General features: G+C 41.9%; 15 protein-coding genes. 3 read left to right on the top strand and 12 right to left on the bottom strand.

What is annotated here, in order from left to right:
* Positions 1-24: 24 nt before the first annotated feature.
* On the bottom strand, positions 25-855 hold the full coding sequence (locus OCV73_RS03560; RefSeq protein WP_147549102.1) for a hypothetical protein: 831 nt from the start codon (positions 853-855) through the stop codon (positions 25-27).
* A gap of 226 nt (positions 856-1,081) precedes the next feature.
* Here OCV73_RS03560 and tgt point away from each other — a divergent pair, with 226 nt between their 5' ends.
* Genes tgt through OCV73_RS03545 form a run of 3 tightly spaced genes read left to right on the top strand, consistent with a single transcriptional unit; the run spans position 1,082 to position 3,819 of the window.
* Entirely contained in the window at positions 1,082-2,212 is a 1,131-nt protein-coding gene (gene tgt / locus OCV73_RS03555) for a tRNA guanosine(34) transglycosylase Tgt (RefSeq protein ID WP_147549100.1), read from the top strand.
* Between the two features lie 16 nt (positions 2,213-2,228).
* Positions 2,229-3,299, top strand: coding sequence for an LptF/LptG family permease (locus OCV73_RS03550; protein ID WP_147549098.1), 1,071 nt, complete (start codon positions 2,229-2,231; stop codon positions 3,297-3,299).
* Between the two features lie 34 nt (positions 3,300-3,333).
* Positions 3,334-3,819 carry an RNA polymerase sigma factor gene (locus OCV73_RS03545; RefSeq protein WP_147549096.1) on the top strand — a complete coding sequence of 162 codons (486 nt, stop codon included), beginning with the start codon at positions 3,334-3,336 and terminating at the stop codon, positions 3,817-3,819.
* Positions 3,820-3,888: 69 nt separating this feature from the next.
* Here the strand turns inward: OCV73_RS03545 and OCV73_RS03540 are convergent, their stop codons facing one another.
* The 11 genes from OCV73_RS03540 to radA form a co-directional block, all read right to left on the bottom strand.
* On the bottom strand, positions 3,889-4,272 hold the full coding sequence (locus OCV73_RS03540) for a hypothetical protein (RefSeq protein ID WP_147549094.1): 384 nt from the start codon (positions 4,270-4,272) through the stop codon (positions 3,889-3,891).
* 109 nt (positions 4,273-4,381) lie between these two features.
* Positions 4,382-5,182, bottom strand: a complete 801-nt coding sequence (locus tag OCV73_RS03535; RefSeq protein ID WP_147549092.1) for a DUF4296 domain-containing protein — start codon at positions 5,180-5,182, stop codon at positions 4,382-4,384.
* Between the two features lie 60 nt (positions 5,183-5,242).
* Complete coding sequence (locus OCV73_RS03530; protein ID WP_147549090.1) at positions 5,243-5,872, bottom strand: lipoprotein signal peptidase; 630 nt, start codon at positions 5,870-5,872, stop codon at positions 5,243-5,245.
* 130 nt (positions 5,873-6,002) lie between these two features.
* A complete protein-coding gene (locus OCV73_RS03525; RefSeq protein ID WP_147549088.1) occupies positions 6,003-6,383 on the bottom strand; it encodes a TraR/DksA family transcriptional regulator in 381 nt (126 codons plus the stop codon).
* Positions 6,384-6,512: 129 nt separating this feature from the next.
* The gene (gene ileS, locus OCV73_RS03520) at positions 6,513-9,950 is read right to left on the bottom strand and encodes an isoleucine--tRNA ligase (RefSeq protein ID WP_147549086.1); all 3,438 of its coding nucleotides are present in this window, start codon (positions 9,948-9,950) and stop codon (positions 6,513-6,515) included.
* 108 nt (positions 9,951-10,058) lie between these two features.
* Positions 10,059-10,907 carry a histidinol-phosphatase gene (locus OCV73_RS03515; protein ID WP_243764709.1) on the bottom strand — a complete coding sequence of 283 codons (849 nt, stop codon included), beginning with the start codon at positions 10,905-10,907 and terminating at the stop codon, positions 10,059-10,061.
* Between the two features lie 3 nt (positions 10,908-10,910).
* Positions 10,911-12,356, bottom strand: coding sequence for a carbon starvation CstA family protein (locus tag OCV73_RS03510; protein WP_147549084.1), 1,446 nt, complete (start codon positions 12,354-12,356; stop codon positions 10,911-10,913).
* A 476-nt stretch (positions 12,357-12,832) separates the two neighbouring features.
* Positions 12,833-13,210 carry a VOC family protein gene (locus OCV73_RS03505; protein ID WP_147549082.1) on the bottom strand — a complete coding sequence of 126 codons (378 nt, stop codon included), beginning with the start codon at positions 13,208-13,210 and terminating at the stop codon, positions 12,833-12,835.
* A gap of 17 nt (positions 13,211-13,227) precedes the next feature.
* Positions 13,228-13,941, bottom strand: a complete 714-nt coding sequence (locus OCV73_RS03500; RefSeq protein WP_147549080.1) for an MBL fold metallo-hydrolase — start codon at positions 13,939-13,941, stop codon at positions 13,228-13,230.
* A 59-nt stretch (positions 13,942-14,000) separates the two neighbouring features.
* On the bottom strand, positions 14,001-15,554 hold the full coding sequence (locus tag OCV73_RS03495) for an NAD(P)/FAD-dependent oxidoreductase (protein WP_147549078.1): 1,554 nt from the start codon (positions 15,552-15,554) through the stop codon (positions 14,001-14,003).
* 18 nt (positions 15,555-15,572) lie between these two features.
* Positions 15,573-16,946: a DNA repair protein RadA gene (gene radA, locus OCV73_RS03490; protein ID WP_147549076.1), complete on the bottom strand. Its 1,374-nt coding sequence runs from the start codon at positions 16,944-16,946 to the stop codon at positions 15,573-15,575.
* Positions 16,947-16,975: the final 29 nt, after the last annotated feature.

Here is a 16,975-nt window from a genome sequence, read left to right as displayed (position 1 = left end):
AAAACAAGAAATTTAAACTATTGTTCATTGACCGACAGTATCGGTCTTCAAAAAAAGCGGTATAACCGTATCGGCCGGAACACGAAGAGTATCCCGCTCTGTTACTAATAAAGAATCTTTTTTTACAATGGACGTGTCAGCCTGATATTCCAGTTTCAAGGAAGATGTATAAGATACCTTATCACGAGGAATAACTGCGTAATCCCCGATAATATCTTTCGTTCCCAATTCACGGGGGTTTCTTTTATAATAATCATTATAGGCTATCAGATCGTCGGCAAAGTCCCGGGCATCTTTCAAATGGAAAAGTACCTCCTGTGTTTTTTTTTCCCGCCGTCGCTTCTTATACATACGATACATTTCCACCGGATCGATGACGCCAACAAAAGCACATCCGGCACCAACGGAAAGCGGTCCGCCGAATCGTGATAAGGAATATTCCACAGGGGGTACATACTGAAAAGACAATGAACCTCCCTTTAATAAGTTTTTATAAAAATTTTCCATATATATTTTTATATACTTATCATTTGCACCGGCCACACTATCACTGGCCATATGACGGATCATTACTCTTCTCATCAAAAAAGACGGATTAGCCGGGAACATGGAAGGCAACAAGATGTTGGTAGTTACTGCGGGTTTTATATATTCTTTCAAAGTAAGGACAGGCGGTTCCTCAAAAACAGGCTCCGGACCGAACTTTATCTTATCTATAGAAAAAACGGCCGGTGTATTATCTGTTAGCCGGGACCAGTTCCTACGCACCGAATCGGCCTGCTGAATCTCCTGGGCATACATACCGATAACATACGACCAGAATAAAATGGTATATAGAACTTTATAACGATTCAATACTACTAACTATTTCTTGGTTACAAAGATATTTCTTATTAAAAAAGATGCTGCAAATAGAACCTTAATTAACCTCATTATACAGTACGAAACATATACCGGATCATTATACACAATAGGTGTTAAATAAAAGAAGAAGCTCCCGTATTACTGAAACAATAATACGAAACAACATTTGGGACGCTATAAGAAAAGAGCTATATTTGCACAAATTTTAATTCACTGCATGGATTTTGAATTGCAACATACCGACACGAACAGTTGCGCGCGTGCCGGAAAAATAACGACCGATCACGGAACAATAGATACGCCTATCTTTATGCCGGTAGGCACCCTGGGTTCCGTAAAAGCCGTACATATACATGAGCTGAAAGAGGATATAAAAGCACAGATCATACTCGGCAACACGTATCATTTGTATTTACGTCCCGGTCTTGAAATACTAAAACAAGCCGGAGGCTTGCATAAATTCAACGGCTGGGACCGTCCGATCCTTACCGACAGCGGAGGATTCCAGGTTTTTTCACTTTCCGGTATCAGGAAACTGAAAGAGGAAGGCGTACATTTCCGTTCCCATATCGACGGTTCGAAACATTTATTCACTCCTGAAAACGTCGTAGATACAGAACGTATCATCGGAGCCGACATCATGATGGCTTTAGACGAATGTACCCCTGGAGATGCCGATTATTCTTACGCAAAAAAATCACTGGCCCTCACGCAAAGATGGTTGGAAAGAGGATGGAAACATTACCTTGAAACCGAAGGATTATACGGTTATAAACAGGCTTACTTTCCTATCGTACAAGGCTGCGTTTATCCTGACCTCCGTATCGAAGCCGCAAAGCATGTAGCCGCTCTGGGAGCGGACGGAAACGCAATAGGCGGTCTTGCCGTAGGCGAGCCAACCGAAAAGATGTACGAAATGATAGAGATCGTAAATGATATATTACCTAAGGATAAGCCCCGCTATCTTATGGGAGTGGGAACGCCTGCCAATATACTGGAAGGTATAGAACGGGGAGTGGACATGTTTGATTGTGTGATGCCTACCCGGAACGGGCGCAACGGGATGCTGTTTACCAGCAACGGCATCATGAACATGCGCAATAAGAAATGGGCGGACGACTTTTCCCCTATCGATGAAAACGGGACTTCTTATGTAGACAAAGTCTATAGCAAAGCATATTTGAGACACTTGTTCATCAGCGACGAAATACTCGCCATGCAAATAGCATCGATACACAATCTGGCGTTCTATGTATGGCTCTCGCAGGAGGCACGCCGGCATATCCTGACCGGAACATTCAAATCCTGGAAGGATGAAATGTTACAGCGTGTAACCACCCGTTTGTAAACTAAACACCAATGAAATGCTTAAAAAAATAGATTTCTATATCATACGGAAGTTCTTAGGCACATATTTTTTTGCCATTGCTTTGATATTGCTGATCACGGTCATGTTCGATATCAACGAAAAACTGGACTCGTTTCTCAAAGCTCCGCTGAAAGCCACCGTATTTGACTATTTTTTTAATTTCCTTCCCTATTTCGCCAACCTATTCAGCCCCCTGTTCATCTTTATTGCCGTTATTTTCTTCACATCGAAATTAGCGGATAACTCTGAAATCATCGCTATGCTGTCGAGCGGCATCAGTTTTAAGCGACTCATGCTCCCTTATATGATATCGGCGGCCATAATCGCTTCTCTGAATTTCTATTTGAGCTGTTACGTCATACCTCCGGCAAACGTGACACGCATCGAATATATGAACACATATGTCAAAAATAAACGGGTGGATTACGCCAGTAACATTCAATTGCAGGTAGAACCGGGAGTAATAGCCTACATGTCCCGTTTCGACAACAGCAATAAGACCGGATACCGCTTTTCCCTGGACAAATTCGAAGGAAAAGTCCTCAAATCCAGAATGACGGCTCAGAAAATAACATATGACTCTGCATATCACTGGAAAGTACAGGATTACATGATACGAGAATTCAAGGGCATGAGGGAAACCCTGACTCAGGGAACTTCGCTGGACACGATTCTTACGATAGAACCGTCCGATTTTCTCATCTCCAAAAATGACAGTGAAATGATGACAACCCCGCAATTAAAGAAATACATACAAAGGCAGAAAGAGAGAGGCGTTGCTAATATCAAGGATTTTGAAATAGAATACGAACGGCGATACGCCATGACAGCGGCAGCCTTTATCCTCACGACTATAGGTATGGCTCTATCTTCCCGTAAAGTAAAAGGCGGGATGGGATTGAATATAGGAATAGGACTTCTACTGAGCTTTTCATACATACTGTTCTCTACGGTAACTTCCACTTTCGCAGTATCGGGACTCACATCTCCCCTGGTAGCTATGTGGATTCCCAATGTCATATACACTATCATAGCTATATACTTGTACAGGAAAGCACCAAAATAACAACAATGTGTGACCTATCTCAAAACGGTTGTATATGAAACAAAATAAGCTCGTCGCAGAAATAATAGCCATGCAAGATATCTTGTATCGTTTCGCATCTCGTCTCACCAGTAATGAAAACGATGCAAAAGACTTGTTACAGGAAACTTCTTACAGAGCCTTAAAAGGACAAAATGATTATATTGAATACGGCACTGTAAAAAGTTGGCTATTCACCATTATGCGAAACACATTTCTCAACGACCAATCCCGATTATTAAAGTTGAAAGATAATATTCCTGCGGAGGAATTATCAATACCTTTCATAGATGATCAATTAGAGAGCCGGATAATCAGCGGCGAAATACTTAAAATAATCTATCAATTGGACAGAGAAAAACGTATCCCCTTTCTCCTGTATATCACCGGATACAGTTACGATGAAATAGCGGAAAAACTAAAAATTCCGTTAGGAACAGTAAAGAGCCGTATACACCAGGCGCGTCAAATATTAAAGGACAGATTAAAAGAACTGAGATAATCAATAAAGAACTGTTCAGATACTATTAAAATTTCATTATCAATTGTTTAACATCCATATTACGTTTATTCATAATATCTTAACAAGTATAATTTTGTTATCACACAAACGACAGGTAGACCAATCGACAGGCATTATCGAATAAACAGAACAATATTCTTCTTCTGTAACCATACAGGAAAGATAAACAGGATTGGAAATAACAGCATCGCCTACCCTTAAATCTTTATCGTTTTCAAGTTGCTTACTCAACGTATCTGTAAAAGAAACAGAAAACTTGTCGAATGCCGGAGATACCACCAGCAATAATCCTTCGCAAAAAACAGTCATAGGAACTTCCTGCTGAAACGGTACGACAGAATCGAACCGGTTATCGGAAGTAAGAAAGAGCACATATTTACTATGTAATGTACGACCGCAACAAAGCTGATGTGATAAAAAACCTTTTTTCATAGATACAACTTCCCTATCAATTTCAAAGTATCTCCTACGGTAACCGCATTTATCTGATTTCAGTAGAAAAGCAACATCTAAAACTTTTTCGGAAAGAATAAAATTCCCTTCAATCCTTTTTGTTTCTCTGCCATTTCATCGCGTCCAATTCCGGCATAACATCCTTATAACGGAGACGCATCAGGGATATACTGTCTGCATATATATGGCTATCCTCCCATTCAGGCGGGAAAGAGACATATCCGTAAACTCTCTCTACAGCGAGAGCCGAATCGGACTGTACAGCCAATTCGAACCATCCGTTTTTCATTACGCCAGCTTTTACGTAAGCCACATCTTTATTTTCATGACTTACCGCCAGATAGACCTCAGGATGAACAGAAGAGCGAGGGATCATCAGGAATTTAGCCCGGAGTACAAAACGATCATGTATCATGAAATTTTCATCGGGAATAATCTCGAACGCCAATATATTATCCATTGTACGGGGATTGAATTCGAACCAATTCTTTTTCTTCCAGACATCGACCGAATCCCCCGGACGTGTAATCGTCTGCTCGTTCTCACGGGCTATCAGCAGTTTCACGTCTTCATTTTCTTTCTTTAGCCGCTCAATAACCTTGTCGTACATTTCCACATATTTGTCAATATGGTGTCCATACCAGACAAGAGACGTATCAAACTGTTCTTCTGTAACGCCATGACGGAGAAAAACAGCTTCACGCAATGCCTTTTTCTGTTCAGAATCGCGATAATCATCGTAGTTCACATCCATTACGGCTTCAGCTTTATGAATATCGACAAGCAAATCTTCCATTTTCGGCCCGGCTATTACATGGTCGGGAGTCCGGTCACAGGAAATAAAAGCGACCGATAACGAACTAACTATTATATAGAAGAATATTTTCATTCAGATATTTTTTATCCGGAAACCCGGAACATAAAACCGGCTTTTAAAGCCTATAATATATCAGATATTTTCCACTTTTTCTTTCTCCGGTACCGAAAGATATTTCCTGTAAAACAACAACACAACGACCACTCCTACCGAAATAGCGGAATCGGCTATATTAAAAATAGGGCGGAAAAATTCGAAACGGTTCCCTCCTATCCAGGGTATCCAGTCGGGCCAATAAAAACTGAACAGTGGAAAATGCAGCATATCCACTACGCGTCCGTGAAAAAGAGACTGGTACCCTCCGCCTTCGGGAAAGAGTACAGCTACCTCGGGAGGCATAGGGGCATTGAATATAAGTCCGTAAAAAAGACAGTCGATTATATTCCCGGCTGCACCGGCCAGTATAAGAGATACACATACTACATACCCCGTACTTATATTCCTGCTCCTGACAATCTTAAACAGATAATAACCTACTACTATGACTGCCACAATACGAAAAACGGAAAGGAAAAGCTTACTGATAATTTCCAGTCCGAAAGCCATACCGTTATTCTCTACAAATAGAATTTCGAACCAAGATGTCACGGGAATACATTCACCCAGATACATATGTGTTTTTATCCAAATCTTCGTTACCTGATCAATGATCAACACCAGCAAAACGACGATAACGGCTATTTTTCCTTTCGATAATTTCATATTCTTCCTCTATTATTTAATAAATCCGGCACTTTGGGGTATCGCAACATAAAAAACAATTCGTCCCCGAGCATTTCTTGTTCTCTGCAAGAGGCGAATTGTCTTTAGTCTCAAATTCAAAATCGAACTTTCAATGTTTTCCCTCTTTTTTCACATCAATACTCAATGTGGCATGAGGTACGGCACGCAGACGTTCTTTCGGAATAAGTTTGCCGGTCTCCCTGCATATCCCGTACGTTTTATTTTCTATGCGCACCAAAGCCGCCTGGAGATGTTGAATAAATTTCATCTGTCTTTGGGCCAGTTGTCCGGCTTCTTCCTTGGAGAGTGTGCTCGCACCTTCTTCCAAAACTTTAAAAGTAGGCGCCGTATCGGTTATATCGTTCCCGTCGGTATTCATTATAGAGGCCTTCAACAATTCATAATCTTTATATGCTTTTTCCAGCTTTTCCATAATTATTGTACGGAATTCTTCTAACTCGGCATCTGAATATCGTGTTTTCTCGCTCATAGTTCATACGATTTAGTTCAACCATCAATTAAATTATCTCAATCCACATTAAACGTATATTATTCCCGTTTGTTTACTCGTGTGGAAATTCTTCCGGCCAAATATACGAAAAATCTGTTTAATCCCCCTTTATCGTCCCGATTTAATAATCTTCACGTTCAATTTGAACGTATCGAAATCCAGTTCGGTAGTCCCTTCTCCTTCCAGTACACCGGATGCCACCGTCACCTTGTCGGCTAATACCTGACGGGCAATGTAATCTTTATATTCTTCCACCGCCACATCCGTCTCGGCATTAGATTCCAAAGAAACTTCTATTTTATCGGTAATATCGAAACCGTTGGTTTTACGTATGTTTTGAATCCGGTTCACCAGTTCACGAGCTATTCCTTCTCTTTTAAGTTCGTCGGTCACAGTTATATCCAGTGCTACAGTCAAGCGGCCTTCATTAGCCACCAGCCATCCGGGAATATCTTCGGATATTACTTCTACGTCTCCTGCCTCGATAACAGCTTCTTGCCCCTCTATGACAAAAATAAATTTCCCGTTCTGTTCAAAAGTCAGAATTTCCTCCTGCGTCATGTTCGAAATAGCAGCAGCCAACTGTTTCATGATTTTACCGTAACGCGGTCCCAGTTTCTTGAAGTCGGGTTTTACACGTTTCACCAATATTCCTGCGGTATTATCTACGAATTTAAGTTCTTTCACATTCACCTCACTTAATATCAATGATTGCACGGCCTCGATGCTTTCTTTCTGTTCCGCATCCAGTACGGGTATCATTAAAGTGGTAAGCGGTTGCCGAACCTTTATATTAACCTTACGCCGCAAAGCCAGTACCATGGAAGTAATATCCTGAGCGATTTTCATACGCTCTTCAAGGCCTTTGTCTATATAGCCATACTCCGGAACAGGATAATTACTCAAATGCACCGATCCCGTATCGCGTCCGGTAACGGCTGTAAGGTCTCTATACAAACGGTCTGCAAAGAACGGAGCTATAGGAGCCATCAGTTTTGACACAGTTTCCAAACAAGTGTATAAAGTTTGATAGGCAGAAAGCTTATCAACATCCATACTTCCTCCCCAGAAACGTTTGCGGTTTAAACGTACATACCAGTTACTCAGGTTATCATTCACAAAATCGGAAATTGCCCGTCCGGCACGTGTCGGTTCATAAGCGGAATAATGTTCATCCACTTCCTTCACCAGTGTATTCAGAAGGGAAATGATCCAACGGTCTATTTCGGGACGGTTTTCTTCCGGTATCTCGGGTTCTTTATAAGAAAATCCGTCTACATTGGCATATAATGCAAAGAATGAATAAGTATTATATAGTGTTCCGAAAAATTTACGGCGGACTTCTTCCACCCCTTCCAGATCAAATTTTAGGTTATCCCAGGGAGAAGAATTAGTTATCATATACCAGCGCAACGGATCGGAACCGTATTTTTCTATGGCCCCGAACGGATCTACGGCATTGCCGAGACGTTTAGACATTTTATTACCGTTCTTATCCAGCACCAATCCGTTAGATACCACAGCCTTATAAGCTACGCTATCAAACACCATGGATGCGATGGCATGCAAAGTAAAGAACCATCCGCGTGTCTGGTCCACTCCTTCGGCAATAAAGTCTGCAGGATAGACTTCTCTTCTATCAAACAATTCTTTGTTTTCGAAAGGATAATGTATCTGTGCATAGGGCATTGCACCCGAATCGAACCACACATCTATCAAATCGCTCTCCCGCTTCATTGGTTTTCCCGAAACGGATACCAGCGTAATATCATCGACATACGGACGGTGAAGATCTATCTTATCATAGTTTTCAGCCGAATATTCACCGGGAACGAAACCCCGGATTTTATACGGATTCTCAGACATACAACCTGCTGCCACCGACTTTTCTATCTCATTGTAAAGCTCTTCTACGGAACCGATGCATAATTCTTCACTGCCGTCCTCGGTACGCCATATAGGAAGCGGAGTTCCCCAATAGCGACTTCTCGACAGATTCCAGTCCTGGAGATTCTCCAGCCATTTTCCAAAGCGCCCTGTTCCTGTGGACTGCGGTTTCCAGTTAATGGTATTATTCAGTTCCATCATACGTTCCCGGCAAGCCGTAGTACGTATGAACCAGCTATCCAAAGGATAATACAATACAGGCTTATCGGTACGCCAGCAATGAGGATAATTGTGCACATGTTTTTCTATCCTGAATACTTTGTTATTTTGTTTCAGCATTACACTGATATCAATATCCAAAGTAGTATCTTCGGCCGTTAAACTGCTGTCATAAGCATTTTTCACGTACCGTCCGGCATATTCCTTATACAGTTCCGTATTTACACTATCTTTTACAAAACCGGGATCAAGATCTTCCAGTAAATAAAATTTACCGTTCATATCGACCATCGGGCGTTTATTTCCGTCCTTATCTGTCATCATCAGGGGCGGAACTCCGTTCGCTTTAGCTACGCGGTCGTCATCGGCACCAAAAGTAGGCGCTATATGTACGATACCCGTACCATCCTCGGTCGTTACAAAGTCTCCGGTAATTACCCGGAACGCTCCTTCTCCCGGATTTACCCAGGGAAGCAACTGTTCATATTCCATTCCTGCCAATTCGGAACCTTTATATTCGGCTATAACCCGGTAAGGGATGAGCTTATCTCCCGGCTTATACTCTTCCAGCTCGATATCAGCTGCTTTTATATTGAACAATGTATTGAGCAAAGCTTTAGCTACGATTACGCTGATAGGTTCACCCGTGTACGGATTATAGCTCTGTACCAGATTATAATCTATATTCGGCCCTACACACAACGCTGTATTGGAAGGCAATGTCCACGGAGTAGTCGTCCACGCCAGGAAATAAGGAGTACCGAAAGCCGCCATTTCTTTTGTCGGGCTTTTAATACGAAACTGCGCTACACAAGTAGTGTCCTTTACATCGCGGTAACATCCCGGCTGATTAAGTTCATGCGTGCTTAAACCAGTACCGGCCGCAGGGGAATAAGGCTGGATCGTATATCCTTTATAAAGAAAACCTTTATTATAAAGCTGCTTCAACAGCCACCACAACGTTTCAATATAACGATTGTCATAGGTAATATAAGGATTCTCCGTATCTACCCAATATCCCATGCGGTGTGTCAGGTCTTCCCACTCTTTGGTATATTTCATCACGTCCTTACGGCATGCTGCATTATATTCGGCAACCGAAATAGATTTTCCTATATCTTCTTTCGTGATACCCAAAGCTTTTTCAACTCCCAGTTCCACAGGCAATCCGTGCGTATCCCAGCCTGCCTTACGCTTCACATGGAACCCTTTCATCGTTTTATAACGGCAGAAAATATCTTTAATAGAGCGGGCCATTACATGATGAATCCCCGGCATACCGTTGGCAGAAGGCGGTCCTTCGTAAAAAACGAACGAGGGATGACCTTCGCGTGTCGTTAAACTCTGGTGAAAGACGTCGTTGTCGTCCCATTCTTTCAAGACCTCTTTATTTATTTCAGAAAGGTCGAAACGAGAATATTCGGCAAATTTCTTACTCATATATTTTAGATTTTTCTGCTTTCAAAAATTGCCACGAAGATACGAAAAAATAGCGTTAACTGTCAAAAGATTAAACGTTTTTTCAACAGGTAATCAAAGTGTTTATCTTTAAAGAACTATAGGAACCGATTTCCAGTCTCCATCAACAATCTGATATACAGAATTATAACCAGATTCCAAAAGAGCTTTTAATGCGTCGTCACGCCCGCTATTCACAGCTTCGGGTACATGTGTATCGGCGTTCACCACTACCGGTATATGCAAAGAATTCAGGAGTTTGAAATAACGGAGATTAGGGTAAAGAAAACGGTTTCGTTCCCAGGCTTTGGTATTCACCTCTATCAATATTTTTTTGCTGGCGATATAACGATAATAATCTTGAACTATATCGTCATACCATTTTTGTTCCAACAAGGAGACATCATAGTGGGAACCATTAAAAGAAATCTTATCGGGATGTCCCATAAAATCAAATCCGCCCTGTTCTATCATCTTCATATTCTGTTCAAAAAACCGGATAACTACCTCTTTTATATTTCCCTGAAAATATGTATTTACATAGGAAATAAAACGTTCGGGATTTCCATCGGTATCGACGGGAGTACCGTCATCGGCTATCACAAAATGAACCGACCCTATACGGTAATCCAAAGGAAGTTTTTTATAATATTCCCCTGCCGGGGACAATTCATCATTCAGATAATCTATTTCAAGTCCGAGATATAGATCGATACGTTCGCCATATTTTTCTTTCAACCGATGGAATTCAGCGATATAGTCATCCACTTTCTCCGGCGCAAGACACCACTCATTGGGAAAAGGAAACGGTGCGTGGGAAGAAACCCCGTAAGACGTCATTCCTTGTTTTATCGCCTCTTGTACAAACATCTCCATAGGAGCTTTTCCATCACAGAAATCGCAATGTGTATGGTAATTGGTCTTATTATTTATTATCATATTTTATTTATCTACAACTATACGGGCCAGTAATCTGCAGCGGTTATTGAAACGGAAAAATAATCCCGCCAATACCAGAGAAACACAGGTTGCCAATAATAAAGAGACTTCGTATCCCAATCCGAAACCTTCGGGTGAAGGAGCGAATAAAATATATGAAACGGTCACCATTGTCATAAATAAAGCCGGTAATAAAGTTATCCAGTATAATTTACGCTCCTTAGCAAGATAAACGGTCAATGCCCAGAGAGTAAATACGGCCAAGGTCTGGTTGCACCAAGCAAAATAGCGCCATAAGACGTTAAAATCCATCAGCATGATCATCCACGTAAGAATAAATATAGGAACGGATATTATCAATCGTTTTTTTATGGACTTCTGGTCTATATGAAGAAAGTCCGCAGCTATAAGACGAGCGGAACGCAAAGCCGTATCTCCTGAAGTAATCGGAGCAGCAATAACTCCCAGCAGAGCCAGCAATCCTCCGAATGTACCCAGCCATTCTACCGATATTTTATTCACGAGTACAGCAGGTTTACCTCCGTTAAGGAACTCACCCAATCCCTCAAAAGAACCGAAAAAGCCTATCGCCGCAGCCGCCCAGATAAGAGCGACTATTCCTTCGGTCACCATAGCCCCGTAAAATACCCTTCGGCCCATCTTTTCATTTTTAAGACAACGAGCCATTAATGGCGACTGGGTAGCATGAAATCCGGATATAGCTCCACAGGCTATCGAAATAAACATCATAGGAAATATCGGTAGTTTATCGGGATTGGCCTGACGGTTATACAGACCATCGGTTATTTCGGGAATATGTACATCATATAAAAAAAGAGAAACCAGAATTCCTACCGCCATAAATAGTAAAGCAAAACCAAATACGGGATATAAACGACCGATCAATTTATCTACAGGCAATAAGGTGGCTAATATATAATAAGCGAATATAACAGCAATCCACAGGGTAAGAGTCGTAGCATCACCAGTCAGTTGGTTCAATAATTCAGCCGGGTTGACAACGAATACGGCACCGACCAGAATCATGAGGAGCAGTGAAAAAGCGCGCATAACCTGTTTCAGGTTATTTCCAAGTTCTTCACCAACCAATTCGGGCAAACTCGCCCCATTACGGCGCACCGACAACATTCCTGACAAATAATCATGCACGGCCCCGGCAAATATGGTACCCAAGACGATCCATAAAAAAGCCGCAGGACCGAACATTATACCCATAATCGCCCCGAAAATAGGACCTAAGCCGGCTATATTCAAAAATTGAATCAGAAATATTTTCCAGGTAGGCAACGGAATATAATCTATTCCGTCAGGATTTGACATAGCTGGTGTTTTCCTGTTTTCATTTACTCCGAAAATTTTTTCAACGAATACGCCATAAGTAAAATATCCTCCTATAAGGACTAATAACGCTATACAAAATGTGATCATGGTAACTTTATCCTTTCATTTCGCAAAGGTATGAGATTACCAGTAAAACAGAAATATTTTCCGGCTAATTTTATTACCCGAAAAATGAAAATACGGCTTTTAAAAAGATATGAATAAACTCATACCGCTTAAAACGGCCGAATGAATATCGGCAGCAAACTTTATGCGACGACACCACGCACTGAAAGCATAAATAAAACATCATAAATGTTCTTTTCAGGCTTCCAGTTTAATATGAAAACAGAATATTCTTTTCCCGTCTCTCTCCTTATATCCAAATTTCAACGGGGCTATACAGACCTTTTCGCCATCCCCGTACCCCAGATTTCAGCAATAGCAGTACAAAATAATGTCTTTGATTGTTCACAATCCGTTGCCTATTGGTCTTTTCTTCTCATATATAATTTATTACACATACGATTATAAAAGGTTCCCGTTTTTCCCTACAAGAAAACAGAAATCTTTTACGTCCTTCATTATTTTACAGGTAATATTTCTATCCAGTAATCATCCGGGTCATGGATAAAATAAAGCCCCATATCAGTATTCTCATAACAGATACATCCCATCTGGCGATGATACTCGCGTATCTTACTGTAATCACCTTCCATCCGGATGCATAAATGGCTTTCATTGTCACCCAGTTCATACGCTTCGGTATGATCTCTCAACCAGGTAAGTTCCAGCAAAAAGCCGGTCGTATTATCTGTCAGGTAAACTAAGATAAATGAACCGTCGGATGCTTCTTTCCTTCTTAATTCCGTAAGTCCTAATGCCCTGTTATAAAAATCAATACTACGTGACAGATCGGTCACATTGATATTAAAATGGTCAAATCGTCCTTTTATTTCCATTGTCTGAATTATATTGTTTATTTTTCTGCTACAAATTCTATTCCTTCGCCAGTTTCCATCAAGGGTACAAATTGCACATTCCTTTTGGCTGCTTCTTCCCGAAACTCCATTACAGCCTCGGGATGCGCCGTAAAATGCATAGGTATAAAAACTTTCACCTGTATCTCTTCTATAAACTGGACAGCCCCTAACATATAATCTGTACCCATGCGGGCATCTACCGGGAACATCACTACATCAATAGACGGTGCATATTTAGCCAGCACTCCCAGTTCGTGCAAATAATCGGAATCGGCCTGACGAACTTCCTGCGGCGTGGATTCATCTTTCCAATGCCAGTTGTTCAAATCCCCCGCATGAAAAACCTTTATACCATCGGATTCGATGAGAAAAGAACCGCCCGTGTCGGTAGAACCGAACGCCCTTATATTTAAACGGTCATCATGATAATCTTCCAATGTCTTTAAATACGTTACGTCCGGCAGATCTCCTACTCTTCGATACAGTTCGGATGAAAATATATAGTGAATATCGGGATGTTTATCTTTCCATGTCAATATATCAGGGTTAAAATGATCGGCATGAGAATGCGTCACCAAAACATAAAGCGGTATCCGGGATGCTAAAAGACCTGCTATTATATTTTCCGCTCCTGTATAATAATCCAGAATCAAGACAAACGTTTCTCCTTCTATGGCAAAACCACTGTGATACAGATATGTTATTTTCATGTTCTCCTCCTTTTTATATTATATGAGTTATAACAATTCTGCCGCAAAAAAGTAAGATATCACCATTGAGCCACCAACGCTTCGGCACATCTTTCGCCATCAATGGCCGCCGATACGATCCCTCCCGCATAACCGGCTCCTTCACCGCACGGATAGAGATTCTCCACGGAAATATGAGATAGTTTTTCTTTATCGCGCAATATGCGCACAGGAGAAGACGTACGAGTTTCCACTCCTATCATAAGAGCTTCGTTCGTCAGAAATCCACGGGAAACTTTCCCGAAATATTTAAAACCCTCGCGCAAGCGGCTGGTAATGAATTCCGGCATCCAGAAATGCAAAGGTGAAGCAACCAACCCCGGGGTATAAGAAGATACCGGAAGATCATATGAATTCTTTTTTCGGATAAAATCGTCCATACGTTGAGCAGGTGCTGTTTGACGGCAATTCCCGTTGAGATAACTTTGCCGTTCCAGTTCTTCTTGGAATTTCATTCCGGCCAATACACCATATTCTTTATATGAAGAAAAATCTTCGGGACGCATCTCCACCACCATGCCCGAATTAGCCCACTTAGACCCACGGGTAGAAGGAGACATTCCGTTCACGACTAACTGTTCGGGACCACTTGCCGCAGGAACGACAAAGCCACCGGGACACATACAAAAAGAATATACGCCCCGTCCTGCCACCTGAGTTACAAAACTATATTCCGCCGCCGGTAAATACTCACCTCTTCCTTCCGGATTATGATACTGTATCTGGTCTATCAATTCCTGAGGATGTTCCAGTCTCACTCCTACTGCAATGCCTTTTGCTTCCAGCTCTATTCCTGCATCATGCAAATGATAATAAACATCCCGGGCGGAATGTCCTGTAGCCAAAATAACTTTTCCCGTAAAAACGCGGCCGTTTGTGGTAATAATTCCCTTTACCTTCCCATTCTCCAGTATCAGCTTGTCCATACAGGTCTCAAAATGCACCTCTCCACCGGAAGCCAGTATCTGTTTACGAATATTTTCAATAACTCCGGGCAACTTATCGGTACCTATATGCGGATGAGCATCTGCCAGAATAGAAGTTGAAGCGCCATGCTGACAAAAAATATTCAATATACGGTCCACCGACCCTCTTTTCTTGCTGCGGGTATATAATTTACCATCGGAATATGCTCCGGCCCCTCCTTCTCCAAAACAATAATTGGATTCCGGATCGACCTTATGCACCCTGGATATCAAAGCTATATCTTTCCTGCGGTCTCTTACATTTTTACCTCTCTCGATAATTACCGGCCTGAAACCTAATTCTATCAATCTCAACGAGGCAAAAAGTCCGGCGGGCCCAGCACCTACGACAAGAACCGAAGGCTTATCCGATACATCTCCATAATGGATACGGACATATTCATCGTCGGCCGGTAACTCATTTATATAAACCCGGACTGTGAGATTCACCATTACTGTCCGCTGACGGGCGTCGATAGAACGTTTTAATATCCGTACTGCTTTAACTGCCCCGGCATCAATTGCAAAGTCTCTCACGACACATTGTTTTATCGACTGTTCCGAAGCTGCCTGATTCGGCAATAACCGAAGTTGTATTTCTTTTATCATTTATTCAATCCTGATTTATTATCCGAAAAGCTGTCTGAAAGCTTCCTCTACTTTACGAACCGGAATAATCTCTATTTTCAGCCTGGACGAGTCAAAACCTTTCAAATTATTATGAGGCAACAAAATTCGCCGGAAACCCAGCTTTTCCGCTTCCAGAATACGCTGCTCTATCCTGTTCACAGGACGGATCTCTCCCGACAGCCCCACTTCACCAGTCATACATATCCGGGATTCGACAGCCATATCCATATTAGAAGAAAGAATAGCACTTATAACTCCCAAATCCATGGCCGGATCATTTACTTTGATGCCCCCTGCTATATTGAGAAACACATCTTTCTGGGCTAATTTAAAACCGACTCGCTTTTCCAAAACCGCCAGCAACATATTCATCCTTCTCAAATCAAACCCTGTAGCCGATCTCTGCGGGGTTCCATAAGCCGCCGTACTTACAAGCGCCTGAGTCTCTATAAGAAAAGGTCTCACACCCTCTATAGCGGCAGCGATGGCTACTCCGCTTAATCCCTCATGGTTCTGTGTCAATAACAATTCCGAAGGATTGCTGACTTCTCTCAATCCGTTCTGCCTCATTTCATAAATTCCCAATTCGGCCGTACTGCCAAAGCGATTCTTAATAGAACGGAGTATCCTGTACATATAATGCTGGTCTCCTTCGAACTGGAGAACCGTATCTACAATATGTTCCAATACTTTAGGTCCGGCAATACTTCCTTCTTTATTGATGTGGCCGATAATGAGAACAGGAGTGGCTGTTTCTTTGGCAAATTTAAGTAAGGCCGCAGAACATTCCCTGACCTGTGACACACTTCCCGGCGAAGATTCCAGTATACCGGTGGAAATAGTCTGGATAGAATCTATAATAAGAATATCCGGCTTAGTATTTTTTACATGTACGAATATATCTTCAAGGGATGTTTCACAAACGATATAACAATCGGGAGAATCGTGTTTTATACGTTCAGCCCTGAGTTTAAGCTGGCGGGCACTTTCCTCTCCAGATACGTACAGGGTTCTACGTCCTTTTATAGAAAGTACCGTCTGCAATACCAAAGTCGATTTTCCGATCCCCGGCTCTCCTCCTATCAACACGAGCGATCCGGGAACCAATCCTCCACCCAGCACTCTATTTAATTCCTGATCCCCCAGATCCATACGGGGTTCTTCGGACGTTTTTATTTCATTGATATGCAAAGGTCTCGCCTGAGTACCGCCCTCGGAATGATAAGCAGTTTTGACCGTACCGGTTGGTTTTGTACTGACGACTTCTTCCACATAGCTGTTCCATTCGCCACAAACGGGACACTTTCCTATCCATTTGGGAGATTCGGCTCCACAATTATTGCAGAAATAGACGGATTTTGTTTTTGCCATAATTATATCCAGAACTTATTGATACAAAT

Origin of the sequence: Barnesiella propionica (genome assembly GCF_025567045.1) — a bacterium.
Lineage (GTDB): Bacteria > Bacteroidota > Bacteroidia > Bacteroidales > Barnesiellaceae > Barnesiella_B > Barnesiella_B propionica.
This window is presented reverse-complemented; position numbering and strand designations above follow the sequence as displayed.